The 22,932-nt window shown below is 65.4% G+C and carries 25 protein-coding genes; 12 read left to right on the top strand and 13 right to left on the bottom strand.

Going from position 1 to position 22,932, the window contains the following annotated elements; translation table 11 throughout:
* Positions 1 to 23 precede the first annotated feature (23 nt).
* On the top strand, positions 24 to 512 hold the full coding sequence (locus DFR52_RS06020; RefSeq protein ID WP_110030940.1) for an Lrp/AsnC family transcriptional regulator: 489 nt from the start codon (positions 24 to 26) through the stop codon (positions 510 to 512).
* Between the two features lie 116 nt (positions 513 to 628).
* On the opposite strand, the gene DFR52_RS06015 is transcribed toward DFR52_RS06020, so the two are convergent.
* Complete coding sequence (locus DFR52_RS06015) at positions 629 to 1,498, bottom strand: NAD(P)-dependent oxidoreductase (protein WP_110030939.1); 870 nt, start codon at positions 1,496 to 1,498, stop codon at positions 629 to 631.
* Positions 1,499 to 1,591: 93 nt separating this feature from the next.
* On the opposite strand from DFR52_RS06015, the gene DFR52_RS06010 reads away from it, so the two are divergent.
* Positions 1,592 to 4,078 carry a penicillin acylase family protein gene (locus DFR52_RS06010; protein WP_110030938.1) on the top strand — a complete coding sequence of 829 codons (2,487 nt, stop codon included), beginning with the start codon at positions 1,592 to 1,594 and terminating at the stop codon, positions 4,076 to 4,078.
* 121 nt (positions 4,079 to 4,199) lie between these two features.
* Complete coding sequence (locus DFR52_RS06005) at positions 4,200 to 4,649, top strand: hypothetical protein (RefSeq protein WP_146215543.1); 450 nt, start codon at positions 4,200 to 4,202, stop codon at positions 4,647 to 4,649.
* Between the two features lie 226 nt (positions 4,650 to 4,875).
* On the opposite strand, the gene DFR52_RS06000 is transcribed toward DFR52_RS06005, so the two are convergent.
* Positions 4,876 to 5,409 carry a tetratricopeptide repeat protein gene (locus DFR52_RS06000; RefSeq protein ID WP_110030936.1) on the bottom strand — a complete coding sequence of 178 codons (534 nt, stop codon included), beginning with the start codon at positions 5,407 to 5,409 and terminating at the stop codon, positions 4,876 to 4,878.
* A 239-nt stretch (positions 5,410 to 5,648) separates the two neighbouring features.
* On the opposite strand from DFR52_RS06000, the gene DFR52_RS05995 reads away from it, so the two are divergent.
* From DFR52_RS05995 to DFR52_RS05985, 3 genes are all read left to right on the top strand, one after another.
* Positions 5,649 to 5,987: a COG4315 family predicted lipoprotein gene (locus tag DFR52_RS05995; protein WP_110030935.1), complete on the top strand. Its 339-nt coding sequence runs from the start codon at positions 5,649 to 5,651 to the stop codon at positions 5,985 to 5,987.
* Between the two features lie 203 nt (positions 5,988 to 6,190).
* Complete coding sequence (locus DFR52_RS05990; RefSeq protein ID WP_210205768.1) at positions 6,191 to 6,697, top strand: RNA polymerase sigma factor; 507 nt, start codon at positions 6,191 to 6,193, stop codon at positions 6,695 to 6,697.
* Positions 6,694 to 7,470: an anti-sigma factor family protein gene (locus tag DFR52_RS05985; protein ID WP_110030933.1), complete on the top strand. Its 777-nt coding sequence runs from the start codon at positions 6,694 to 6,696 to the stop codon at positions 7,468 to 7,470. The genes DFR52_RS05990 and DFR52_RS05985 overlap by 4 nt, the downstream gene beginning before the upstream one ends.
* A gap of 110 nt (positions 7,471 to 7,580) precedes the next feature.
* Here DFR52_RS05985 and DFR52_RS05980 read toward each other — a convergent pair whose 3' ends face one another.
* Positions 7,581 to 8,393 (bottom strand): methyltransferase domain-containing protein, encoded by an 813-nt coding sequence (locus DFR52_RS05980; RefSeq protein ID WP_110031158.1) that lies wholly within the window; start codon positions 8,391 to 8,393, stop codon positions 7,581 to 7,583.
* A 134-nt stretch (positions 8,394 to 8,527) separates the two neighbouring features.
* On the opposite strand from DFR52_RS05980, the gene DFR52_RS05975 reads away from it, so the two are divergent.
* Positions 8,528 to 8,929 carry a type II toxin-antitoxin system PemK/MazF family toxin gene (locus DFR52_RS05975; protein WP_158284869.1) on the top strand — a complete coding sequence of 134 codons (402 nt, stop codon included), beginning with the start codon at positions 8,528 to 8,530 and terminating at the stop codon, positions 8,927 to 8,929.
* A gap of 278 nt (positions 8,930 to 9,207) precedes the next feature.
* Here DFR52_RS05975 and DFR52_RS05970 read toward each other — a convergent pair whose 3' ends face one another.
* The 4 genes from DFR52_RS05970 to DFR52_RS05955 all read right to left on the bottom strand — a co-directional run bounded on the left by DFR52_RS05970 (position 9,208) and on the right by DFR52_RS05955 (position 13,242).
* On the bottom strand, positions 9,208 to 10,038 hold the full coding sequence (locus tag DFR52_RS05970; protein WP_110030931.1) for an ABC transporter permease: 831 nt from the start codon (positions 10,036 to 10,038) through the stop codon (positions 9,208 to 9,210).
* A complete protein-coding gene (locus DFR52_RS05965) occupies positions 10,035 to 10,835 on the bottom strand; it encodes an ABC transporter permease (RefSeq protein ID WP_110030930.1) in 801 nt (266 codons plus the stop codon). The genes DFR52_RS05970 and DFR52_RS05965 overlap by 4 nt, the downstream gene beginning before the upstream one ends.
* 190 nt (positions 10,836 to 11,025) lie before the next feature.
* A complete protein-coding gene (locus DFR52_RS05960; RefSeq protein ID WP_110030929.1) occupies positions 11,026 to 11,817 on the bottom strand; it encodes a transporter substrate-binding domain-containing protein in 792 nt (263 codons plus the stop codon).
* A 192-nt stretch (positions 11,818 to 12,009) separates the two neighbouring features.
* On the bottom strand, positions 12,010 to 13,242 hold the full coding sequence (locus DFR52_RS05955; RefSeq protein ID WP_110031157.1) for a multidrug effflux MFS transporter: 1,233 nt from the start codon (positions 13,240 to 13,242) through the stop codon (positions 12,010 to 12,012).
* Positions 13,243 to 13,576: 334 nt separating this feature from the next.
* On the opposite strand from DFR52_RS05955, the gene DFR52_RS05950 reads away from it, so the two are divergent.
* Positions 13,577 to 13,786, top strand: a complete 210-nt coding sequence (locus tag DFR52_RS05950; RefSeq protein ID WP_110030928.1) for a hypothetical protein — start codon at positions 13,577 to 13,579, stop codon at positions 13,784 to 13,786.
* A gap of 21 nt (positions 13,787 to 13,807) precedes the next feature.
* Here the strand turns inward: DFR52_RS05950 and DFR52_RS05945 are convergent, their stop codons facing one another.
* From DFR52_RS05945 to moaA, 3 genes are all read right to left on the bottom strand, one after another.
* Positions 13,808 to 14,716 (bottom strand): DMT family transporter, encoded by a 909-nt coding sequence (locus DFR52_RS05945; RefSeq protein ID WP_110030927.1) that lies wholly within the window; start codon positions 14,714 to 14,716, stop codon positions 13,808 to 13,810.
* A 110-nt stretch (positions 14,717 to 14,826) separates the two neighbouring features.
* Positions 14,827 to 15,927 (bottom strand): NAD(P)/FAD-dependent oxidoreductase, encoded by a 1,101-nt coding sequence (locus DFR52_RS05940; protein ID WP_110030926.1) that lies wholly within the window; start codon positions 15,925 to 15,927, stop codon positions 14,827 to 14,829.
* 24 nt (positions 15,928 to 15,951) lie between these two features.
* Positions 15,952 to 16,983 carry a GTP 3',8-cyclase MoaA gene (gene moaA / locus DFR52_RS05935; protein ID WP_210205767.1) on the bottom strand — a complete coding sequence of 344 codons (1,032 nt, stop codon included), beginning with the start codon at positions 16,981 to 16,983 and terminating at the stop codon, positions 15,952 to 15,954.
* 202 nt (positions 16,984 to 17,185) lie between these two features.
* On the opposite strand from moaA, the gene DFR52_RS05930 reads away from it, so the two are divergent.
* Positions 17,186 to 18,430, top strand: a complete 1,245-nt coding sequence (locus DFR52_RS05930; protein ID WP_110030925.1) for a cation:proton antiporter — start codon at positions 17,186 to 17,188, stop codon at positions 18,428 to 18,430.
* 117 nt (positions 18,431 to 18,547) lie between these two features.
* Entirely contained in the window at positions 18,548 to 18,916 is a 369-nt protein-coding gene (locus tag DFR52_RS05925) for a gamma-butyrobetaine hydroxylase family protein (protein ID WP_110030924.1), read from the top strand.
* 179 nt (positions 18,917 to 19,095) lie between these two features.
* Here DFR52_RS05925 and DFR52_RS05920 read toward each other — a convergent pair whose 3' ends face one another.
* Both DFR52_RS05920 and DFR52_RS05915 read right to left on the bottom strand, forming a co-directional pair.
* Positions 19,096 to 19,365, bottom strand: coding sequence for a hypothetical protein (locus DFR52_RS05920; RefSeq protein WP_110030923.1), 270 nt, complete (start codon positions 19,363 to 19,365; stop codon positions 19,096 to 19,098).
* A gap of 258 nt (positions 19,366 to 19,623) precedes the next feature.
* Positions 19,624 to 20,112: a MarR family winged helix-turn-helix transcriptional regulator gene (locus DFR52_RS05915; RefSeq protein ID WP_110030922.1), complete on the bottom strand. Its 489-nt coding sequence runs from the start codon at positions 20,110 to 20,112 to the stop codon at positions 19,624 to 19,626.
* Positions 20,113 to 20,157: 45 nt separating this feature from the next.
* Between DFR52_RS05915 and DFR52_RS05910 the strand changes: the two genes are divergently transcribed.
* Positions 20,158 to 21,135 carry an alpha/beta hydrolase gene (locus DFR52_RS05910; protein WP_110030921.1) on the top strand — a complete coding sequence of 326 codons (978 nt, stop codon included), beginning with the start codon at positions 20,158 to 20,160 and terminating at the stop codon, positions 21,133 to 21,135.
* Positions 21,132 to 21,740, top strand: a complete 609-nt coding sequence (locus DFR52_RS05905; RefSeq protein ID WP_110030920.1) for a pyridoxamine 5'-phosphate oxidase family protein — start codon at positions 21,132 to 21,134, stop codon at positions 21,738 to 21,740. Before DFR52_RS05910 ends, DFR52_RS05905 begins: the two co-directional genes overlap by 4 nt.
* A 93-nt stretch (positions 21,741 to 21,833) precedes the next feature.
* Here DFR52_RS05905 and DFR52_RS05900 read toward each other — a convergent pair whose 3' ends face one another.
* Positions 21,834 to 22,904: a GGDEF domain-containing protein gene (locus DFR52_RS05900; protein ID WP_110030919.1), complete on the bottom strand. Its 1,071-nt coding sequence runs from the start codon at positions 22,902 to 22,904 to the stop codon at positions 21,834 to 21,836.
* Between the last annotated feature and the right edge of the window lie 28 nt (positions 22,905 to 22,932).

Below are 22,932 nucleotides of genomic sequence, written 5' to 3'. Positions count from 1 at the left end.
TGTATTGTTTTACGGAGTCATTCATGGACCGCCTCGACCGCAAGATTCTCCGCCTGCTGCAGGAAGATTCCACCCTTGCCGTGGCCGACATCGCCAAGAAGGTGGGGCTGTCGACTACGCCGTGCTGGCGCCGCATCCAGAAACTCGAGGAGGAGGGCGTCATCCGCCGCCGGGTGGCGCTGCTCAATCCGGCCGCGATCAACGCCAAGGTGACGGTGTTCGTCTCGATCCGCACCAATTCGCATTCCAACGAGTGGCTCAAGCGATTTGCCGAGGTGATCAGCGAGTTTACCGAGGTGGTCGAATTCTACCGCATGAGCGGCGACGTCGATTACCTGCTGCGCGTCGTCGTGCCCGACATTGCCGCCTATGACGCGTTCTACAAGCGGCTGATCGCCAAGATCGAGATCCGCGACGTCTCCTCGTCGTTTGCCATGGAGCAGATCAAATACACCACCGAACTGCCGCTCGATTACATCCCGCTGGCCAAGGAACCTGCTTCGGCGTCGTAACGGTTCGCCGCTTGCGGCACCGCGTCACCGAACGAACTTCGGTGACGCGGTGCCGATTTTCGATCGGCGATCATTGCGCTGCTTTGCGCTTTATGGCTGCTGACGCGGCCCGAGTATTATTTCTGCAGGCGCGCCAGCAGGCTCGATGTATCCCAGCGGTTGCCGCCCATGGCCTGGACGTCGGCATAGAACTGGTCGACGAGGGCTGTGACCGGCAGCGTGGCGCCGTTGCGGCGGGCTTCGGTGAGCACGATGTCGAGGTCCTTGCGCATCCAGTCGACGGCAAAGCCGTAATCGAACTTGCCGGTGTTCATGGTCTTGTGGCGGTTTTCCATCTGCCAGGAGCCTGCGGCACCCTTGGAGATGACGTCGATCACCTTCTCGATGTCGAGACCGGCCTTCTTGCCGAAGTGGATGCCTTCGGCCAGGCCCTGGACGAGGCCGGCGATGCAGATCTGGTTGATCATCTTGGTAAGCTGGCCCGAGCCGGTGGGGCCCATCAGGCCGACCATGCGGGCATAGCAGTCGATGACCGGCTTGGCGGTGTCGAAGGTGGCTTCGTCGCCGCCGACCATCACGGTGAGCACGCCGTTTTCGGCGCCAGCCTGGCCGCCGGAGACCGGAGCATCGAGAAAGCCGCAGCCCTTGGCGGAGGCGGCTTCGGCGAGCTCGCGGGCGACTTCCGCGGATGCCGTGGTGTTGTCGACGAGGATCGCGCCCGACTTCATGCCGGCGAGAACACCGTCTTCACCCAGGGTGACTGCGCGCAGATCATCATCATTGCCGACGCAGGTGAAGACGAAATCGGCGCCCTTTGCTGCTTCGGCAGGTGTGGCGCAGGCGGTGCCGCCGAATTCGGCTGCCCATTTCTCGGCCTTGGCGCTGGTGCGGTTGTAGACGCGGAGATCGTGATTGCCGCGGCTCTTGAGGTGCCCTGCCATGGGATAGCCCATGACGCCCAAACCGATGAATGCAACTGTTGCCATTTCGCCTGTCCTTCTGTCACAACTGCTTGATCAAAGCCGGGCACTGATGGTTGCTGCACTCCGGCATGCATATTCCTTGAGGGACATAAACCAATGCGGCGTCTGTTCAAAGTGCTTATCCGCTTGATTCTGGTGCTGGTGCCGATCCTGGTCATGGCCGCGGGCGCCGGAATGCTGTGGATGTCGCGCTCGCTGGCGCCGCTGGACGGCTCGATCGAGATCGTCGGCCTGTCAGGCCCGGTGAGCATTGCGCGCGACTCGGAAGGCGTGCCGCACATTGCCGGCGAAACCCGGGGCGATGTCGCCGCCGGTCTCGGTTTCGTCCACGCCCAGGAGCGGCTGTGGCAGATGGAAGTGAGCCGCATGGCCGGCAAGGGCCGGCTCTCGGAGATGTTCGGCAAGGCCACGATCGGGACCGACATCTGGCTTCGGACGATGGCGATCGACAAAGCGGCGGAAGCCTCGATGGCGGTGATCGACGCCGACACGATGGCGATGCTCGAAGGCTATTCGCGCGGCGTCAACGCCTGGATGGATCGCAACCCGCAATCGTTCTCCTCCAAGCTGCCGCCGGAATTCGTCATTCTCGGTCACCAGCCGGAGCCGTGGACGCCGGTCGATACGCTGATCTGCCTGAAGATGATGTCGGTGCAATTGTCGGAAAATGCCGGAGACGAGGTGCTGCGGCTGGCTTTCGCGCGCATGGGCATGAGCGAGGCGGAGGCCAATGACCTGATGCCCTATCTGGTGGTCGACACGCCGCCACCACTGCCGGACCTCACGCCGCTGCTTGGTCTTGACACCACGCCGCTTGGCGCACCCGTCACCAAGGCGGAAGCGGGCTCGGGCGCCAGTGGTCTTGGTGCGAATAGCTATGCGATGATCGACGCGGTCATGGGCACCGGCGCCTCCAACAACTGGGTGGTCTCGGGCTCGCGCACGCAGTCGGGCAAGCCGGTGCTCGCCAATGATCCGCATCTCGGGCTGATGGCGCCGTCGATCTGGTATCTGGCGCATCTGGAGGTGACGAGCGAACTGGGCGAACCGCGCCATCTCATCGGCGCCTCGCTTCCGGGCTCGCCCTATGTGCTGCTGGGCCGCAACAACGATATCGCCTGGGGCTTCACCAACACCGCCACCGACGCGCAGGACATTTTCGTCGAGCGGGTCAATCCCGACAATGCGGATGAATATCTCACGCCTTCGGGCTGGGCCAAGTTCGGCGCCCAGGAGGAAGTGATCAAGGTGCATGGCGCGCCCGACACGGTGTTCACCCGGCGCTGGACCCGGCACGGGCCGGTGCTGCCCGCTTCCTACAAGAAGCTCGACAAGCTGCTTCCCGAGAACTCGGTGGCGGCGCTGCAATGGGTGGCGCTCGCCAGCGACGACACCACGGCGAATGCCGGACCGCGGCTGTTCACCTTCAGGACCGTCTCCGACTATCAGGACGGAATGGAGCCGTTCCTGACGCCGATGCAGTCGATGGTGGTGGCGGATACGACCGGCAATATCGGGCTGATCGCGCCGGGGCGGGTGCCGGTGCGCGATCCGGCCAACCAGGTGATGGGCCGGGCGCCGGTTCCGGGCTGGAACGCCATCTATGACTGGCGCGGCTTCGTGCCCTATGCCGAGCTGCCGCGGCTCACCAATCCGCCGGTCGGCGCCATCGGCACCGCCAACACCAAGATCGTCGGCCCCGATTATCCGCACTTCCTTACCTTCGACTGGGACGAGCCGTTCCGGCAGCAGCGCGTCGACACGCTGGTGATCAATGCCAGGGAAAAGCACACGCCGGAAATCTCGCGGGAGGCGCAGGCCGACGTCTATTCCGCCGCCTTCGTCGGGCTCAAGGGCCGCTTTGCCCGGGCGCTTGCGGGCAAGCAGCTGACGACGCTGCAGCAGGGCCTGCTGTCGCGCATCGAGGCCTGGGACGGGCAGATGACTGCCGACAAGGGCGAGCCGCTGATCTTTCTCGCCTGGGTCCGCCACATGATGATCAACACCTTTTCGGATGATCTCGGCCCGGTGTTCGACGACTGGTTCAAGCCGCGGATCAACGTGCTCTCCCGTCTCGTTGACGGCGGGACGGCGCGCAACTGGTGCGACGTCAAGGACACTCCGGACGAAGAGAGCTGCGACGCCCTGCTGATCGCCTCGCTCGATGACGCGGTGGCCGATCTGAGGGCCCGCTATGGCGACAACATCGATGCCTGGCGCTGGGGCACGGCGCATGTCCAGCGCGGCGCCCACCAGCCCTTCGCCGAGGTGGACTGGCTTGCCGGCTTCTTCAACGTCGATGTCGAGGCCGGCGGCGGGCCGTTCACGCTCGACCGTGGCGTCACCCATCTCGAGAACGACAACGCGCCCTATGTCGGCACCAATGCGGCAAGCTTCCGCGGCATCTATGATCTGAGCGATCTCGACAAATCGACCTTCATCCAGACCACCGGCCAGTCCGGCAACGTGTTCTCGCGGCACTATCGCGATATGGCGCAGCGCTGGGCCGACGTGAAGTCGATCACGATTCCGACGACGGGCGCGGGCGATGTGGAAGGACATTGGCAACTAACGCCGGAGTGAGGCGTTGTGACAGGCAAGGTCGCAGAGCGAGCCTGTGAAGGTGGGGCCGATGGCGCGGACCTCCACCTTGCGCGGTCGCCCTCCGGCGTCCGCGGCACCACTTGAACAGATGGGACCATCAATGAGCCGATATGAGCTAAAACCGACACTTGTGCTGGTCGCCGCGCTGCTGCTGGCCGGCTGCACCGCGGACACGGACCAGGCGGCTGTCGTCGCCGCGCCGGCAACCGCGCCGGCCGCCGAGTCGGCCGCGCTCGACGAGGGCGCCCACTGCTTCCGCAACGCCACCACCGGCGACGGCGTGACCGACATCGCCGAACTGTTGTTCACAGTGACGGAAGACAGGGCGGCGGGCGAGTACAACTGGCTGCCACAGGAAAAGGACCAGCGCCGGGGCACGTTCAGCGGTCCGGTCGCTGGAAACAGGATCGCGGCAAACTACCAGTTCAGCCAGGAGGGCCAGACCGCCACGGCGGAGCTGGCGATCACCGTCGACGAGACCCAGGCGACGATCGAGGGCGGCGCCCCGGAGCTAGGGCTGGGGGCGACGCTGGAGAAGGTGGAGTGCTGAACATGGCTCCGAGGTCGTGACCACGGAGCCCGCAGCCGCCGATCCGCACCGGTTACGCCCAGCTGAAACAGCGGATGGCGGCTAAAGCACATCGCGCGAAGTCAGATTCACGCGATGGGCTTTGGCTCTTGGCAATGACGCCTTCCGTGATCCCGTAACGGCTCACACTTTCGGGCGCCATGCATGGGGCCGCCATCTGTCACGCAGGATCGATCCGGCCGGGGCCTCAGTAGCTCTCGGTGGTGCCGGTGTCGATGGCCTTGCGCAGGGCGATTTCCGGCCAGGTGTCGCTGCCGCCGCGGGCCTCGATCTCGGCCAGCTGGACGCGGGCGCCATCGACATCGCCGGAGACGACCAGACCCTGACCCATATAGGAGCGGGCCAGCAGATTGTCCGGGTTGGCCTTCAGCGCCGCCTGGTAGTATTTGAGGCCGATGTCGGCGCGGCCGGTCTTGCGCTGGACAAAGCCGTAATAGGTGAGCACGCGGCTCTCATTCTGGTCCGACATCGCCGAAAGCACATAGAGGGCCGAGCGGTAATCGCCGGCATAGGCGAGTTCGCGCACAGCCCGATAGCGGGTGTCGTCGTCGAGGCGGCTTTCCTTGGCGTCGACGCAGGTCTTTGTCTCCTTGTCCCAGATCTTGCCGTCCTTGCAGACCTTGGTGGTCTCGGTCGGCTTGGGTGGGGAACTGTCCGACGAACCGGCGGCGAAGGCAGCCATCGGGAACATGAGTGCGGCGGTGAGGGCGACGAGGCGCATGACAAGACTCCTTGGGTGCAGTGACACAAGGTATACGCAATGGCACGGCGTAAAATTTCGCCCGATCACGGTTTCGTGATCGCGCCATGGCCGCCGGTCATGAGTTCATGAAAATAACTGATGTATTTCAATGGCTTGTAAAATAAATGTGCTTCCCCGCGAATAAATCGGCGACCGCAGGCGTAACCATTCCGAGAGCGCCACTTGTGGTCGCCTCAAGCCATTCAAGGGAGCTTATCATGAAAATTGCAACGATGATCGCACTCGCAGTGTTCGCCGCCGGATCCGGCGCGGCCCTGGCCGCCGACACGCTGACCTCAAAGGACGGCATGACACTTTACACCTTCGACAAGGACACGGCCGGCGTTTCAGTCTGCTATGACGAATGCGCGACCAACTGGCCGCCTTACATCGCAACCGACGGCGCCGAAATGGATGGCCTCACCACCATCGAACGCAAGGATGGCGCCAAGCAGTGGGCCAAGGACGGCAAGCCGCTCTATTTCTGGGTGGGTGACACGGCACCCGGCGAGACCAATGGCGACGGCGTCGGCGGGGTCTGGCACGTCGCGCATTAGGCTGTCCGCCACGGGGGGCGAGCGAGCCGGCTCGCGGCCCCCCGATGGTGTCGCCTGGCGGAAGCCGGTGTCGCCACTGCGGAAATCGCCATGACAGGCGCACGGGCAACATGTTAGGTGTCCATCAGCGGGCCGTGACGTTCCGCAGGGAGGCCTGCCCGGACGGACGGCGGCTCGGTCACAGCCGACAAGACGAGGCCAGGGTGAAGACACCGGACCAGTTCAAGACCGAGATGATCGGGCTGTTGCCGCGCCTGCGCCGCTTTGCCCTGACGCTTGCCCGATCAGGTCCCGATGCGGACGACCTTGTTCAGGACGCGTGCGCGGCGGCGCTGCAGAAGTGGCACCTCTATGACCCCGCCCAGCCGCTCGACCGCTGGATGTTCCGCATCATCCGCAATCTCTGGATCTCCGAGATCCGCAAGCGTCAGGTCCGGCACGGCGAGGGAGAGGTTCCCGCCGAGGAGGCGACGGAGTTGCAGACCGGCGATGCCGACGAGGCGCTGGCGGCAAGACAGGTGCGCGGCAAGGTCAGCGCGCTGCCGGCCGAGCTGTCCCGCCCCTTGATGCTGGTCTGCGCCGAGGGCTACAGCTACCGGGAGGTCTCCGAGCTTCTGGAGATTCCCGTCGGAACTGTCATGAGCCGCATTCACAGGGCACGAAAGCTGCTTGTCTCAGTGCTTGGTCACGAGGAGGGCATTGCGACATGACGGATCTCTCGATCAGGCTCAGCGCCTATCTGGACGGCGAGCTCACCGACGCCGATGCGCTGGCAATCGAAGCCTTGCTGGAATCCGACCCCGAACTACGGGCAGAACTCGACGCGCTGATGGCCGCCGATGCCAGCGCGCAGGCGCAGTTCGATTCGCTGCTCGCCGAGCCGGTTCCCCTTGCGCTGGCGCAGAGGATCAAGTCCGCTGCCGCGGGCGTCAGCGCAAAACCCGCACAGCGGCGACCGGTCTGGGGCGCATTGGCTGCCGGTCTTCTCCTCTTCATTGCCGGCGGGGCAAGCGGCTATCTCATCTATGACCGGGCAGCCCCCGGCACAGAGGTCGCAAGGGCCGGATGGCTCAACGACATCGCAGATTATCACGCGATCTATTCCGGCCAGAAGCGTCACCTTGTCGAGGTGGCGGCCAACGAATCCGATCACATCAAGACGTGGCTGGGATCTACGGTGGGCGTGCCGTTCTCGATCCCGGATCTGAGCGCGTTCGGCCTGACCTTCGAGGGCGGCCGTCTCCTCGTCGCCAACGGCAGGCCGGTGGCGCAGCTGATGTACCGGCAGGCCGACGGCGCGGTCGTCGCACTCTGCTTCCAGAGCAGCACCGGCGCGGCCTCAGCGCCGGGCTTCAAGGCACAGACCATCAAGGGATTCGACCTAGTGTCGTGGAAAGCCGGCGCGGCAAGCTATGTGGTCATCGGCCCAGAGGGTCGGCGCGATCTCACCGACATCGCGGCACTGGCCTCGAAAGAAGTCTGAACCGGCGCGCGCGGATCGGGGCAGGGCGCCGGTCCTCGCCTTCGGGGCCGCGGGCGTGATCGGTCCCGCGCCGGGCCTGTCCAGCCCTCAATTCGCAGTCGGCGCGTGGTTCAGCGCTTCCTGGCGATGAACAGATGACCGTAGATCGGCAAACCCTGTTCGTGGCGAACGGTGATGTCGCCCGCTTCGAGGCAGTCGAAGCCGGCGGCGTCGAGCTCGCGCCGCACATAGGCCGGCGTATGGGCAAAGCGCTGGAAGGCTCCCACCATGTAATCGGCGCCGGCAAACATCTGCTCGGGCAGGGTCTCGCTGGAGAAGGCGAAGAGAGCGCCCTTCACCGCATTCCGCGCGACACCCGCAAACAGCGGCTCAAGCTGGCCCAGATAGGGCAGCACGTCGGTGGCGGCGATCATGTCGTAGGGATCGTCCTCGTTGTCGTCGAGATAGTCGACCGCATCGGCGACAAAGAGCGTGTCGTACAGGCCCTTCTCGTGGGCGATCTCGACCATCTTTTCGGCGAGATCGATGCCGGTGGCGTCGTCGGCCATGTCTTCCAGCGCGCCGCCGGTCAGCCCCGTGCCGCAGCCGAGATCGAGCAGCCGGTCGAAATGGGTGTGGCCGAGCTCGATCAGCCGCTGACGCAGGATGAGCGGCACATGATAGCCGAGATCCTCCACCAGCACCTTGTCGAAGACGTCGGCATGCTGGTCGAACAGGGTGGTGACATAGGCTTCCGAGGCGCGGAGCGGTGTCTCTCCAAGCCCCATGCTGGCGAGCCGCACCGCGGCGCCGCCATGGTCCTCGGGGTCGAGCCTGAGCACCTCGGCATAGGCCTTGGCGGCCTTGCCGAATTCGCCCTTCTTCTCGAGCTTGAGGGCGCGGTTGTAGGCCTCGGCCAAGGCTTTTTCGTCGATGGCGGCCATGATGCGTGTCTCCGGCGGGAATGTGCGCCGTGCATAGAACATCGGACGCCCCCGCGTCCAGAGCGCGCCTGAGTTGACACTGCGCAGGAGCGAGATTGATGATGTGATCGCATCATGAGGTTGGGAGGTTCGTGGTGACCATCATCAATCATCCTGCTCCGGGAACAATCGTTCGCGTGGACCTGTCAGAGCGATTTCGTATCCCGGAAATGGTCAAGAGACGGCCCGCGATTGTTCTGTCGCCACCGATCCCTGGTCGTTCGTCGCTTTGCTCCATCGTCCCGCTCAGCACGACACCACCCAATCATGTCCTGCCGCATCACATGCAGATCACGTTGCTAACGCCGCTGCCGCATCCATACAGCTCGCCGATCATGTGGCTGAAAGGTGATATTGTTCTCACCGTTGCCTTCCATAGGCTTCGCCATCTTTTTTCCAAGAAGCGGAACGGCAAACGAATTTATGACATTCGGGTGCTCGATCAGGCGACAATGGAGCGTGTCCGGGCTTGCGTCAGAGCGGGCCTGGGCCTGTGATATTGACTGTCGGCGGCTTCAAGCCCATATTCCCTTGGTCGCCGGTCGCACCGGCAGTTAAGTCCATTCTTCGGGATGGCCACCTTGGATTTGAACATTGCAATTCAGCCGAGGTGTCAGCAAAGCCCCGCGAAAGCGGGGTTTTGCATATCAGGGCCATGCTCTCTCGCCAAGACTGGCAGATACGCCACCGCCATGGCCACGCTGGCCCTTCGAGGGTCGCCGAGGCGGCTTTCTCGCGATGAGAGTGGAGGGGAGCGCTAGCCGGTCGCCGGTCCCTACCGCTTCAAATGCCGGGTCAGGCGGTCCTCGAGCACGGCCCAGACATTGCGCAGCAGCTCGACGATGGCGAGGTAGAAGATCGCTGCCCAGACATAGGTCTGGAAATCGAAGGTGCGGGAGAAGGCGCGGCGGGTCTCGCCCATCAGGTCGAAGACGGTGACGATGGCGACGATGGCCGAACCCTTGATCATCAGGATGATCTCATTGCCATAGGGCCTGAGCGCCACGATCATCGCCTGTGGCAGAATGATCTTGCGGAAGGTCTGGAACTTGCTCAGCCCAAGCGCTGCCGCGCCCTCGTGCTGGCCCTTGGGAACGCTTTCCACGGCGCCGCGCAGGATTTCGGCCTGGTAGGCGGCGGTGTTGAGCGTGAAGGCGAAGAGGGCGCAGTTCCAGGCATCGCGGAAGACGCCCCAGAGCCCGATGGCCTCGAGCTGCGGGCGAAAGGTGCCGAAGCCGTAGTAGATCAGGAACAGCTGCGCGATCAGCGGCGTGCCGCGGAAGAAATACACATAGCCATAGGCGAGCCAGGAGATGACCCGGTTCTTCGACATCCGGCCGTAGGCGATGGGCAGCGACAGCGCGGCGCCGATCGAGATCGAGATCGCAACGAGACTCAGCGTGACGCCGAGTCCGGAAATGTATTTCGGGCCGTAGAGCCGGATCTTGTCGATGTCCCAGGCATCAAACAGGAAGGTGACGAGCAGGATTCCGCCCAGAATCCAGACGCCCATCAGGATCGTGCCGACGATGCTGGCGCGGTTCCAGCTCACCAGGAGCGCCTTCGGCGGCGGTGAGGGGGCGATGAGCTCGTGGGAGTAGCTCATCGGGCAGCCTCCGAGCGGCGCGAGCGCTGCTCAAGCCAGGAAAAGCCCCAGGACGAGACGATGGCGAGCGCCAGGAACATCAGGCAGGCAAGCCCGTAGAACATGAAGGCCTCCTTGGTCACGCGGGCGGCGATGCCGGTCTGGCGCAGGATGTCGCCGAGCCCGATGACCGAGATCAGCGCGGTGTCCTTGATCAGGATCATCCACAGATTGCCGAGGCCGGGAAGGGCGATGCGGACAAGCTGCGGCAGGATGATGAAGCGCATGGTCTTGCCGCCGCGAAGGCCGAGCGCGTTGCCGGCCTCGTACTGACCCTTGGGGATCGCCTTGAAGGCAGAGGTCAGCACCTCGGACGCATAGGCCGAAAAGACCAGCGCCAGCGCTATCATCCCGGCGAAGAAGGTGTTGATCTCGAAGCTGGTCTCGAAGCCCAGCGCGGCGACAAGCTGCCTGATCCCGATCTGCAGGCCGAAATAGATCATGAAGATGGTCAGCAGTTCCGGCAGGCCGCGGAAGATGGTGGTGTAGATGTTGGCCGCCAGCCTGAGGGTGGCGGCCTCGCTCTGCTTGGCGAGCGCGATGAAGAAGCCGAGCATCAGCCCGACGGGCAGGGTGGCCACGGCCAGCGTCAGGGTGACGAGAAAGCCGGCGCCGACCTCGTCGCCCCAGCCGTCGTCGCCGCAGGCCATGAGCGTGCCGCCCGCCAGCCATCGGAAGATGCCGGCCGGTCCGCAGAACGGATCCAGCGCCGCAAGGATCGGGCCGGTCAGTCCCGCCAGTGTCTCGGTCAAGCCCATGTCATTCCTTCGCTGCCGCCGGTTGGTCCGGTCGTGCATGCCCTGCTGTCGCAGCGGCAGTCCCCTTTTGCAGTCCACGGCATCTGCGACAGGCGCGCCGCGAACGGCTGCCGAACGGCAATGCCGGCATAGAAACGGCGGGCGTTGGTCGCGCCCGCCGCATCAGCATGTCACGCATCAACGACGAGTGTCAGCCCCCGTAGACGTCGACGTCGAAATACTTGTCATTGATGGTCTTGTAGGTGCCGTTCTCGCGGATGGCGGTGATCGCCTTGTTGAACATGTCCCTGAGCTCGGTCTCGCCCTTGCGGATGGCAATGCCCGCGCCTTCGCCGTTGATCACCGGATCCGGCGTCAGGCTGGAGAGCATCTTGCAGCAGGCCTTGCCGTCGTCGGTCTTGAGCCAGTCCGACAGCACGATCACGTCGTCGATGACGGCGTCGACGCGGCCGGAGGCGATGTCGAGCTTGTACTCGTCCGGTGTCGGATAGAGCTTGAGCTCGGCCGAAGGAAATTTGGCCTCGGCATAATTGGAGTGGGTGGTGGCCGACTGGGCGCCGAGCGCCTTGCCGGCGAGCGCCGCGTCAGTGGCTTCGGTGATGGTCGAGTCGTTCGGCACGGCAATGGCCGGTCCGGTGTTGTAGTACTTGTTGGTGAAGTCGACCTTCTCCTTGCGCTCGTCGGTGATCGACATCGAGGCGATGATGGCATCGAACTTGCCCGCGACCAGCGCCGGAATGATGCCGTCCCAATCCTGGGTGACGAAGGTGCACTCGACCTTCATCTCTGCGCAGAGCGCCTTGGCGATGTCGATGTCGAAACCGACCAGGGTGCCGTCCGATTCAAGGTTGTTGAACGGGGGATAGGCGCCTTCGGTGCCGATGACGATCTTTGTAATCTCCGCACTGGCGGGCGCGACGCTCATCGACACTGCGATGGCAAGCGCGGACGCGGCCAGGGTAAAGCCCTTTGAAATACGCATGGTAGTCCTCTCTGTTGGCTGGATCGCGGCTTGCTGCCGCCGCGTTCCGATCACTCGCGGAAGCCTTGATCGTCCCGCGCTGGGGCGGATATTCCCACTGTTTCGGCGGCAATTGCAACAGCAAATGGAGCCGTGCTGCGTCGGGACGGGCGCGGCTCTCGCTGATGGGCGCGGGAGAGCCCGAAGGCCTGCCTAATCGGCCGTGTCTGGCGCAGCGACGCCGGGGCGCAGGCTTGCCTGCACGCGCACCACATAGGCGGAGGCGATCACGCCCGCCAGGCTCGAAGCCAGCATCAGCGCGATCAGCGGCGCGGGTCCCGATTGCGGCGTCAGCAGCCAGCCGGTGACCACGGACAGGCCGGCGCCGCCGCCGATGATGATGGCGCCGCCCAGCCCCGAAGCCGAGCCCGCCAGATGCGGGCGCACGCCGACAATGCCGGCATTGGCGCTTGGCAGGGTGACGCCATTGCCCAGACCGACGAAGAAGACCGGTCCGAAAAAAGTCAGCGGTCCCCAGAACCCGGCGAGCAGCAGCAGCAGGGACATCAGCATTCCAGCCGCCGCGATGATGTTTCCGGCGATCATCATGCGATTGATGCCGACGCGGCTGGCGTGGCGCCCCGAGATGAAACTGCCGATCATGTAGCCGGTGGCGATGAAGAAGAAGTAGAGCCCGAGCGTGGAGGGCCGCATGCCGAGAAATTCGGTCGCCACATAGGGACCGCCGCCGAGAAAGGAGAAGAAGGCCCCCGAGGCGAAGGTTGCCGTCAGCGTGTAGCCCCAGAAGCGGCGCGAGCGGGCAAGATCCGGATAGGCCTTGAACTGGCGCAGCATGTCGGTGGAGCGATGGCGGTTGGTCTCGCCGAGGTCGAGCCAGGCCAGCGCCAGCGTGGCCACCCCCGCCAGCAACAGCACGACGAAGCTGGCCTTCCAGCCGAACAGGTCCTCGAGAAGGCCTCCCAGAGCCGGCCCGACCATCGGCACGACGCTCATGCCCATGGTGACGTAACCGATCATCGAGGCGGCGCGGTCGGTGTCGACCATGTCGCGCACGATGGCGCGCGACAGCACAAGGCCGGAGACCACTGCCGCCTGCACCATGCGCGCCAGCAGGAAGGTCTCGACACTCGGGGCAATCATCGTCGCCGCCGTGGCGACGAGATACAGCACCAGGCTCCACAGCAGCACCGGGCGCCGGCCGTAGCGGTCCGACATGGGGCCGATGAACAGCTGCAGCACGGCGGTGAAGGCCAGATAGCCGGAGACGGAAAGCGTGACCACCGAGTAGTCGGCGCCGAAATGGACGGCGATGCCGGGCAGCGAGGGCAGGAACATGTTCATGCTCAGGGCCGCCAGGCCGGCGATCACCACCAGGGTGACGATATGGGGCGGGCTGCGCCGGTCGAGAAAGGCCTTTTTCTGCATGGGCATTGTTTTGACGATCCGGGAACGGGATGCAAACGAAAACGGTCGGAACCGGAGGGGGCGTCAGCCGGGAGAACCGGGACTCAACGCGCCCGCCGGCTGGTGAGCCGCCGGGGCCCAGGATGCGGCCAGCCTGGGCGTGGCCGGCCCTTGGCGCTGTGCGATCCCGCACGCGCCGGCCCCGTCCGCCGACAACCGCCATCATGAGCCTCACACTTGAGGCGGTAGCGCCGCGCAAACATTCGGTGCGCGGAGCGGTGGCCTTATCCATAAAAATATCCTAAAATATGCCCGGGCTCAGCGGATGGGCGACAATTCTGGGAAAAGCGCTGTCATGATTGAGGAAGATGCGGATCAGGCGTGCCCGTTCTGTCATGCGGCCTGGGGAGAGTGCGCCCATTTCCTCATACTTTCGGATTGGGAAAAAGCCGCGGTTGCCGCGGAAGCCTCGCCGCCGGTGGAGCTCAAGACGGATGTCGGGTCGACGGGGTCCCAGCCCAAGCTGCCGCCAGCCGCGGATACATCGTCGCGGCGCGCGGGCTGAGGGTATCGCCGCCATCGAAATTCAGGGGGTCGGCCGTGCCGGAGCTCTGGCGGCGATCTCCTGTCCCTGGCGGACCTGTTCCCGGTAGAGAGTGTAAAGCCCCGAGCCGACCACCACAAAGCCGCCAATGATCATCCAGTTGTCCGGCACGTCGCCGAATACAAGGTATCCCAGCAGCACCGCCCAGATGAAGCTGGTGTAGCGGAACGGCGCCACGAAGGAGATCTCGCCCTCGCGCATGGACATGATGATGAACTGATAGCCCACCAGAAGCAGGCAGCCCGCCGCGGCGACGAGGCCGAACTGGCCGGCATCGACCGGCCGCCAGCCGCCGAGCGGCGCGACGATGAACAGGCCGGATATGCTGACCGCCGCCGCCGTGACGGTGGAGAGAAACAGTGACGGGATCGCCGCGTGGATCTTGCGGGTGGCAATGTCGCGCAGGGTTGCGAACAGAACGGTGCCGACGACCAGCAGCGAGTAGGGCGAGAACGCCTCGGTCCCCGGGCGCACGATGATCATGACGCCGGCAAAGCCGACAAGAATCGCCAGCCAGCGGCGCCAGCCGACAGGCTCGGCGAGGAACAATGCCGCCCCCATGGTGACGGCGAGAGGAAGCGCCTGCAGAATCGCCGAGGCGGTGGCGATCGGGATGTGGGACAGGGCGATGATGAAGGTCACCGTGCCGCCGATCTCGCCGACGACGCGCAGCGCCACCCAGCGATCGGCGAGCATGCGAAGCGGCCGCAGCGCGCCGCGATGGCGGGCAAGCAGGAAGATCAGCACCGTGGCGACGGCGCCGCGCAGGAAGATGATCTGCCCCATGTTGATCCCGGTCGACAGGAACTTGATGATGATGTCGTTGAAGGTGAATCCCGCCATCGACAGCGACATGAAGAGGGCGCCGCGAAGATTGGGGGTGAGGGGCATGATGGGGGTCCGGACCGGGTGGCGTGGATTCGCCGTCTGTCGTCCTGCGATATCATCCAATCCGGCCTCTGCCCAGCGTCGGGACCGGACCTATCGATCAATGATCTTGATCAGTCGCGTGCCTCGATCCAGGCGGCCAGAGCGGCGTCGTCTCCCGACAGCACTGCATCGGCGACTCTCAGTCCGACGGCGGCGCCGAACTTGTAGCCGTGGCCGGAACAGGCAGAGACCACGGTGCTCCTGCCGATGCGGCGGGCGAGAAAATGCTCGTCGGCAGTGAATGTGTAGGCGCAGGAGACCACATCGGTGACGCGGTATTCGCCAAGCCGGGCAAAGGGCGGGGAGAAATGGCCGAGAATGGCCGCGCCTTCGTCCGGAAGCACGTCCCGGTTCTGGTCGGGACCGCTCTCGTATCTGTGCTTGCCGGTGCCGAACTTGAGGCCGGCGCCGCGGACCGGCGGCAAGATGTAGCCGTCGGAATGGGCGCCGCCGGTGTCGAGGATGACCGGAGAGGCGGCCCACGCGTCGGCCAGATCGGCGGGCGGTTCGGCATAGGCGACGGCGGTGCGCCAGGGGGTGAGCTCTGCTGCCAGGTCGGGCGCCAGGCCCAGCACCCAGGCGCCTGCGGTGACGACGATGCGGTCGAAGCGATCGCTGTCAGCCGTTGCGGTGGTAACCCGCCCCGCTTCGTGGTCGACCACCGCGACGCGGGTGTGGTCGCGGACGGTAACCCCGTGGCGCTTGAGCCAGGCAAGGAGGTCGGTGGAGATCATCCGGCACATCAGCGCGCCGCCCTCGGCGGAGAAGCTGACTTCGCTGAGGCTCGACTGATCGAGATAGGGATAGCGCCGTGCCGCCTCATCGGGCGGAAATGTCTGGTAGGGATCGCCCAGATCGGCGAGCCCCTGGCGCATCCGGTCGGCGGAATCGCCCGGAAACTGCGAGATCAGCAGGAACCCGCAGGGGACGAGATGGCTTGCGCCGATGTCTTCCCACAGGGCGTCCCAGGCCAGGTAGGCATCGGTGATGCGACGCTGGTAGCCGCTGTGGCCGCCATAGGCGCGGCGGATGATGCGGTGATGGTCGCCCGAGGCGCCGAGCGGATTGGGAATCGGACCCTGCTCGTAGAGCGTCACCTCGACGCCGCGGCGGGCCAGACCCCAAGCAGTGGACAGGCCGGCAATGCCGGCTCCGATGACGGCTACGCGCATGGCATTCTCTCTCGGTCGAGGGGGTCAGCCGCCGGTCACACTCATGTGGCGGGCGACCGCCGGGCGGTTGGAGGTGCGGTCGATGATGAAATCATGGCCCTTGGGCTTGCGGCCGATGGCCTCGTCGATGGCCGCCGAGAGCAGTTCGTCGCCTTCCGAGGCGCGAAGCGGCGCGCGCAGGTCGGCGTCGTCGTTCTGGCCCAGGCACATGTAGAGCATGCCGGTGCAGGTCAGCCGCACCCGGTTGCAGCTTTCGCAGAAATTGTGCGTCATCGGAGTGATGAAGCCAAGCCTGCCGCCGGTCTCGCGGACCTCGACATAGCGCGCCGGGCCGCCGGTGCGGTAGGGGATCTCGTCGAGGGTGAACTCCTTCGACAGCTGCGCGCGCAGCAGCGACAGCGGCATGTACTGGTCGGTGCGGTCCTCGTCGATCTCGCCCATCGGCATGGTCTCGATCACGGTCATGTCCATGCCAAGTCCGTGGGCCCAGCGCAGCATGGCGGGGATTTCCTGGTCGTTGAAGCCCTTGAGCGCGACCGCGTTGATCTTGACCTTGATGCCGGCGGCGCGCGCCGCCTCGATGCCGTCGAGCACGCGGGCCAGTTCGCCCCAGCGGGTGATCTTCCGGAATTTCTCCGGATCGAGCGTGTCGAGCGAGACATTGATGCGGCGGACGCCGCAGTCGTACAGCTCGGCGGCGAAACGGGAGAGCTGCGAGCCGTTGGTGGTGAGCGTCAGCTCGTCAAGCGCGCCCGCGGCGATGTGGCGGCCCAGCTGCCGCACCAGCTGCATGATGTTCTTGCGCACCAGCGGCTCGCCGCCGGTCAGCCTTATGCGGCGCACGCCCTTGGCGACGAAGGCCGAGCACAGCCGGTCGAGCTCTTCGAGCGTCAACAAGTCCTTCTTGGGCAGGAAGGTCATGTTCTCGGCCATGCAATAGGTGCAGCGGAAATCGCAGCGGTCCGTCACCGACACCCGCAGATAGCTGATGTCGCGCCCGAACGGGTCGATCATGGCGGGTCTGGCGGGCGCGTCGGGGATCATAATGCTGGTCATGCTCTGTCTTTTCACGGATTGGGCCTATGATCAATGTCGGCATGCACACTCACTCCGTCAAGGGGCGGGGCGCGGGGGGCACGACCGGAGCGGGCACGACGGAGCGGGATCGTCCGGCGCGACAGCCGGCATCCGGCAACTGGCCGCGCGGTGCTTTTCATAGTAGGACGGCATCTGCCACATTCCCGAACCGGATCAGACCATGCAGCATGAACCCTTCTTCGGCCTCAACTCCTACCATGTGGCGCTCGCCGTGGTGGGGGTGGTGGTGATCCTGGCGCGCTGGCTCCCGCGCCTGATCTCCAAGCGCGAACCGGCGGCCGCGCCGCTGATGATCCTGTTCGGCGCCGCGGCGGCTCTCATGATTCCGGGCATGCCGAGCGTGCCGGACCCGCGCCAGGCGCCGTTGCCCTGGGAACTGGTGAGCGAACTCACCGTGATCGTGGCGCTGTTCGGGGCCGGGATGCGGATCGACAATCTGCGCCCATGGAAGCGCTGGATCCCGACGGTTCGCATGCTCGGAATCGCCATGCCGCTGACCATTCTCGCCGTGGCGCTGCTGGGAATGGGCATTGCCGGGCTGACGGCGGCGGGCGCCATCCTGCTCGGCGCGGTGCTGGCGCCGACGGACCCGGTGCTGGCCGCCGATGTCCAGGTCGGACCGCCGCAGGAGGGCGAGGAGCATCCGGTTCGCTTCACGCTGACCACCGAGGCGGGACTGAATGACGGGCTGGCGTTTCCCTTCGTCTATCTCGGCCTCATCGTCGCCGCCGAAGGCCTCAATCCCGGCGCGTGGGCCGTGGACTGGCTGCTGCTGGATGTGGTCTACCGCATCGCGCTCGGCGCGCTGATGGGCTGGCTCGGCGGCAGGGCGCTGGGCTATATCCTGTTCACGGTGCCCAGGGGCGCCATTCTCGCCGAGACCGGCTCCGGGGTGATCGCACTCGCCGGCGTGCTGCTCTGCTACGGCTCCACCGAACTGATCGAAGGCTACGGTTTCATCGCCGTGGCGATTCTGGGGCTGACGCTGAGGCGCATCGAACAGGACCACCGGTTCCATCGGCGGCTGCACGATTTCACCGAATCCATCGAGCATGCGCTCACCGCGCTTCTGCTCATCGCGCTCGGCAGCGTGATGCCGATCCTGTTCGCCGACCTGACCTGGACGCATTTCGCCGTCGCCATCCTGCTGATCCTGGTGATCCGGCCGCTGTCCGGATGGATCGCGCTGTGGAGAACGGATCTCGACACCAGAAGCAGGGCGGTGGTGTCGGTCTACGGCGTGCGCGGCATCGGCTCGATCTACTATCTGTGCTACGCGGCCAGCCACATCGAGTTCACCAACGAGGCGCAGCTCTGGTCGCTGATCGCGCTCGTCATCCTGATGTCGACCATCCTGCACGGCTTCACCGTGGGCTGGGCCATGGACCGGCTGAAGGACGGCTGACGGGACGCCGCCGGTGGAGGCCCCGCCTGCCGGCCCGCCCGATCTTGCCGGGCCGAGCGGGGCCGCCTATAGGTCAGCCGACCGGCCGAAGCCGGCCACGGCAAAGGGAGATATCTGATGGGAAAGCACACCGAGGCCTGGCCGACCGAACTCAAGGTTTCGGGCGACCGCCGCACCCTCAGGGTGACGTTCAAGGACGGGCGCAGCTATGCACTCGAGGCCGAGCTCCTGCGCGTCCGCTCCCCCTCGGCCGAGGTGCAGGGGCATTCCCCGGCACAACGGGTGACAGTCGGAGGCAAGGCCGATGTCGCCATCGCCGATGTGGTTGCGGTCGGCAATTATGCCGTGCGGCTCGTCTTCGACGACGGCCATTCCACCGGCATCTTCACCTGGGCGTTCCTGAGCGAACTCGGCGAGGCGAAGGACGAGCGCTGGGCTGAATATGTCGCCGAACTGAGCCAGAAGGGCATGAGCCGGACGGGCTGACGGCGCGCGGCGCTTTCCGGTCAGCCGCCGTTTGTCTGGCTTCGGGCCGTTCCACCGGTCCCGTGTGCCTGCATCCGTCGGCCGAGGCGACATCTGAGCCGCCGGCTAGCGGTGGAGTTCTGTCGCCCCAGGCCCTCATGACTGCGAGCCGAGCCTCGCATGCAGCCCGGATGACGGTGTCAGCTGTCGGATTCGCCACCTTCATGATCGCCGCCGCTTTCGTGATCGCCACCTTCACCACCGTGATCGCCACCGCTGTCGTGGTCGCCGCTTTCGCTTTCGGCGCCGGCTGAATCATCGCTGCCGCCGTTGTCGGACTCCACGCCGGAGTCGTCGGGCGACTCGCCGCTGCTGGCGCCGGAGGTCAGCGGCACGTCGGTGCTGGCAAAAGCATGCGCGGGAACGCCGGCGAGAACGACGGCGGTCATGACGGCAAGAAGGGTTTTCATGGCTATTTCCTCGTGTGTCGGTTGGTCGACGCTGCCTGAAGCATCGAAGCCCCCTGATAGCCGTTCGCAGATGACAATTGCCTGACAGACCGGGCAGGGGGCCGTTCGGCCTGCCGGTCGCCGGTTTCGCCGCTGGCCGCGCGGCCCGCCAGCCGCGCCTTTGCCGCGTCCTCCCCTCAGGGGCGGCTTGGGTCTCATTCGCTGCGGCGCCGATGCAGTTTCTTTCAGCCGCCGCCTCTGCAGACGGCTGCTCCGGTGTCAGGTGTCGTCGTCGCCGCCATTGTGGTTCGGACCCGCGCCCGTGGTCAGTTCGGCGATCATCCGCATCATCACGTCACCCACCAGGTCGCATTCTTCGGGGCTCGATACGCTCATCGAGCGCTCGATCAGGTCGGACTGGATCCACAGCGCCTTCTCGGTCAGGTCGCGGCCTTCCTGGGTGAGCGACAGCCGGAGCACCCGGCGGTCGTTTGGGTCGGTCTGGCGGATGACCAGGCCGCGCTTTTCCAGCTGCGGCAGCAGCATCGACAGGTTCGAGCGGCCGACCAGCAGCCGGCGCGCCAGATCCTGCTGCGAAATCTCGGCGTGGCGGTAGACATTGGCGAGAATGTCGAGATGCGGCGGCTTGAGCTCGAGCGGCTGGAGCATGCGCGACAGCGTCAGCTGCATCACCTGGCAGGCACGGCCGACGGCAATCCAGTTGCGGAAGCGGGGGTTGTCCCACGGGAGGGCTTGTTTTTTGTTCATGGTTGTACAATAATGGTTCATGGTTGAACGAATAGGAGACTCACTATGGCATCTCTGACGGAAAAGGTCATCCGCCTGGGTTTTCGCTGCCTGGACCGGGCGTCGCCGGAGGCCGCGGGCCGGCTCGCCTTCAGCCTGTTCGCACGCACACCCTCGCGCAAGCCGCAGAGCCCGAAGGAGGTCGCGGCCCTCGCGGCCGCGGCACCCGGAATGGCCCGCGCCGAGATGGTGCGCCTGGCGGTTCCCGACGGCGTCGTCGCCGCCCATGTCTTCGCGCCGAAGACGGAGATGGTTCGCCGCACGGTGCTGATGGTGCATGGCTACCGGTCGCGCGCCGAGTATCTGCTGGCGCTCGCCGAGACGCTCAGCACCCGGGGCAGCCGCGTCGTCGTGCTGGACCTGCCGGGCCACGGCGCCTCCACGGGCCGGAGGCTGCATCTCGGCATGGCCGTGGAGGCGATCGACGCGGCATGGCGCCAGTTCGGGCCGTTCGACGCCATGGTGGGCCATTCGTTCGGCGGCGCCTCGGTCCTGGCGGCGGCAGCCGGCGCCGTCATCACCGTGCCGGCGCGCGTTCCCGCCCGCCTGGTCACCATCGCCGCGCCCTCGGCGCTGCCGGAGCTGTTCGACTGGTTTTCGCGCCGCGTCGGCCTTTCCCGGCAGGCGCGGGCGGCTTTCGAGGCGGAAGTGCTGCGTTTCTCCGGCCGACCGCTGTCCTGGTTCAACGCCGGCGACATGCTGGCAGGCATCGACGCGGAGACCCTGGTGATCCACGCGCCCGACGACAAGGAAGTGTCCTTCCGCAATGCCGAGGCGCTTGCAGGCGCTGGTCGCCGGGCCAGGCTGATGCGCGCCGACGGCTTCGGACACCGGCGCATCGTCTTCGCCGAGCCGGTGCTGGAGGCCGTCGGCGCCTTCCTCGCGCAGGATGAGGCTGGCCAGAGGCCCGGCACCATGTCAGAACCGTGCGAGGAGGCGCAGCCGGAAGATGCCGCGCCGCAGCCCGCGCGGAGGATCGCTTGAGCATCATTGCCTCGATTGAAGACCTCGAAGAGATTTACGGCCGTCCCGGCGAGGCCTCGCTGATCAAGGTCGCCGACCGGATCATCCCGGGCTACCGGCGGCTGATCGAGGCGTCGCCCTTCGTGGCGCTGGCGACGTCGGGGCCGGAGGGGCTGGATTGCTCGCCGCGCGGCGACGCCGGCCAGGCGGTGCGGATCCGCGACGACCGCACCCTGCTGATGGCCGACCGCCGCGGCAACAACAGAATGGATTCGCTGCGCAACATCGTGCGCGACGGCCGCGTCGCGATGATGTTTCTGATCCCCGGCTCCGACACGACCTTGCGCGTCAACGGCACGGCGGTGATTTCAGTCGAACCGGAACTGCTCGCGGCAATGGCGATGGAGGGAAAACTGCCGCGCACGGTGGTGGTGATCAGCATCGGCGAGATCTATTTCCAGTGCGCGAGAGCGGTGATGCGCGCCCGGCTGTGGGAGGAGGACGCGAAGATCGCGCCTCGGTCCCTGCCGACACCCGGCGAACTTCTCAAGCAGATGCAGGACGCCTTCGACGCCGAGAGCTACGATCGCGACTGGCCGGGCAGGGCAAAGACCAGCATGTGGTGACGGTGCGCTTGCTGCCGGACGGCTGATTCCGGCCGGAGCGGGCGGGAATGGCTGCGAGGGTAATCCTGCCCCGCGGGCGATCGGGCGGCAGGGTCACTTCTTGTAGAGGGTCCAGTTCTTTTCGAGATCCGTGTCGAGCTCCGGCTTGTAGATCTCGACGCGGTTGCGGCCGGATTTCTTGGCGGCGTACAGCGCCATGTCGGCCTTGTTGTAGAGCTCTTCCGGCGTTGCAGCGTCGGTGGCCATGCAGATGCCCAGCGACATTGTGATCGGACCATAATCGAGCCCGGACTTCTGGTTCTTGAGCGGCGTGGATTCGATCGAACGGCGGACGCGTTCGGCGATCTCGGAGGTGATGTCCAGGCTCGTGCCCTGCAGCACGACCGCGAACTCCTCGCCGCCGGTGCGGGCGATGAAGATGTCCTTGCGCAGCGTGCTCTTCATCACCGCCGCCACGACGCCGAGCACCCGGTCTCCGACCGGATGGCCGTAGGTGTCGTTGAACTTCTTGAAGTGGTCGATGTCGGCGACGATCAGCGCGTGGTACATGGCGTGGCGCTTGTCGTTGTAGATGCCCGAAAGCGTCTCGTCGAAGGCGCGACGGTTGGACAGGCGGGTCAGCGTGTCGGTGTTGGCGATGCGCTTGTACTCGTCGAGCTCCAGCTTGACCTGTTCCATTTCCCGCGCCCGCTCGACCATGTGGCTGACGACCGCCTTGCCCTTTTCCATGGTGTCGCCGGTGGCGGAGGACAGCACATTGATGACGCCGGCAAGGATGTCGGCGCTCGAGGCGCTCTTCACAGATATACGCGAATAGGTTTCTCCCAGCAGCCTGGAATAGCTTTCCAGCGAGGACTGTTCCTGCTTGAGCAGGCGCAGCATGCCCTCGAGTTCGCCGGATATGCGATGGTGCGCGACTTCCACCACGCCGGACCGGTGGTGATGCGAAAAGTACTTCTTTCCGATGACATCAAGCTGTTCCTGGGTGGGACGGCCGCCGATGGCATCGAATTCCCGGGTGAGCGCGGCGTTTGAGGAATTGAGGACTTCGTAGACCAGCTCGTAATTGCGCGGCAGGGCCGAAATGCCATGCTTTCGCATTGTGGCGATGACCATCGTCGCCGTGTCCATGGTCTGGACCCTCTTTGCCGCGGTCGCCGTCATGCTCGTTCCCCAACAATGCTCTTGATTG

The sequence above is a fragment of the Hoeflea marina genome, from assembly GCF_003182275.1.
In the GTDB taxonomy this organism is placed as follows: domain Bacteria; phylum Pseudomonadota; class Alphaproteobacteria; order Rhizobiales; family Rhizobiaceae; genus Hoeflea; species Hoeflea marina.
Note: the sequence above shows the minus strand (reverse complement) of the source record. Positions and strands in the feature narration are given on the sequence as shown.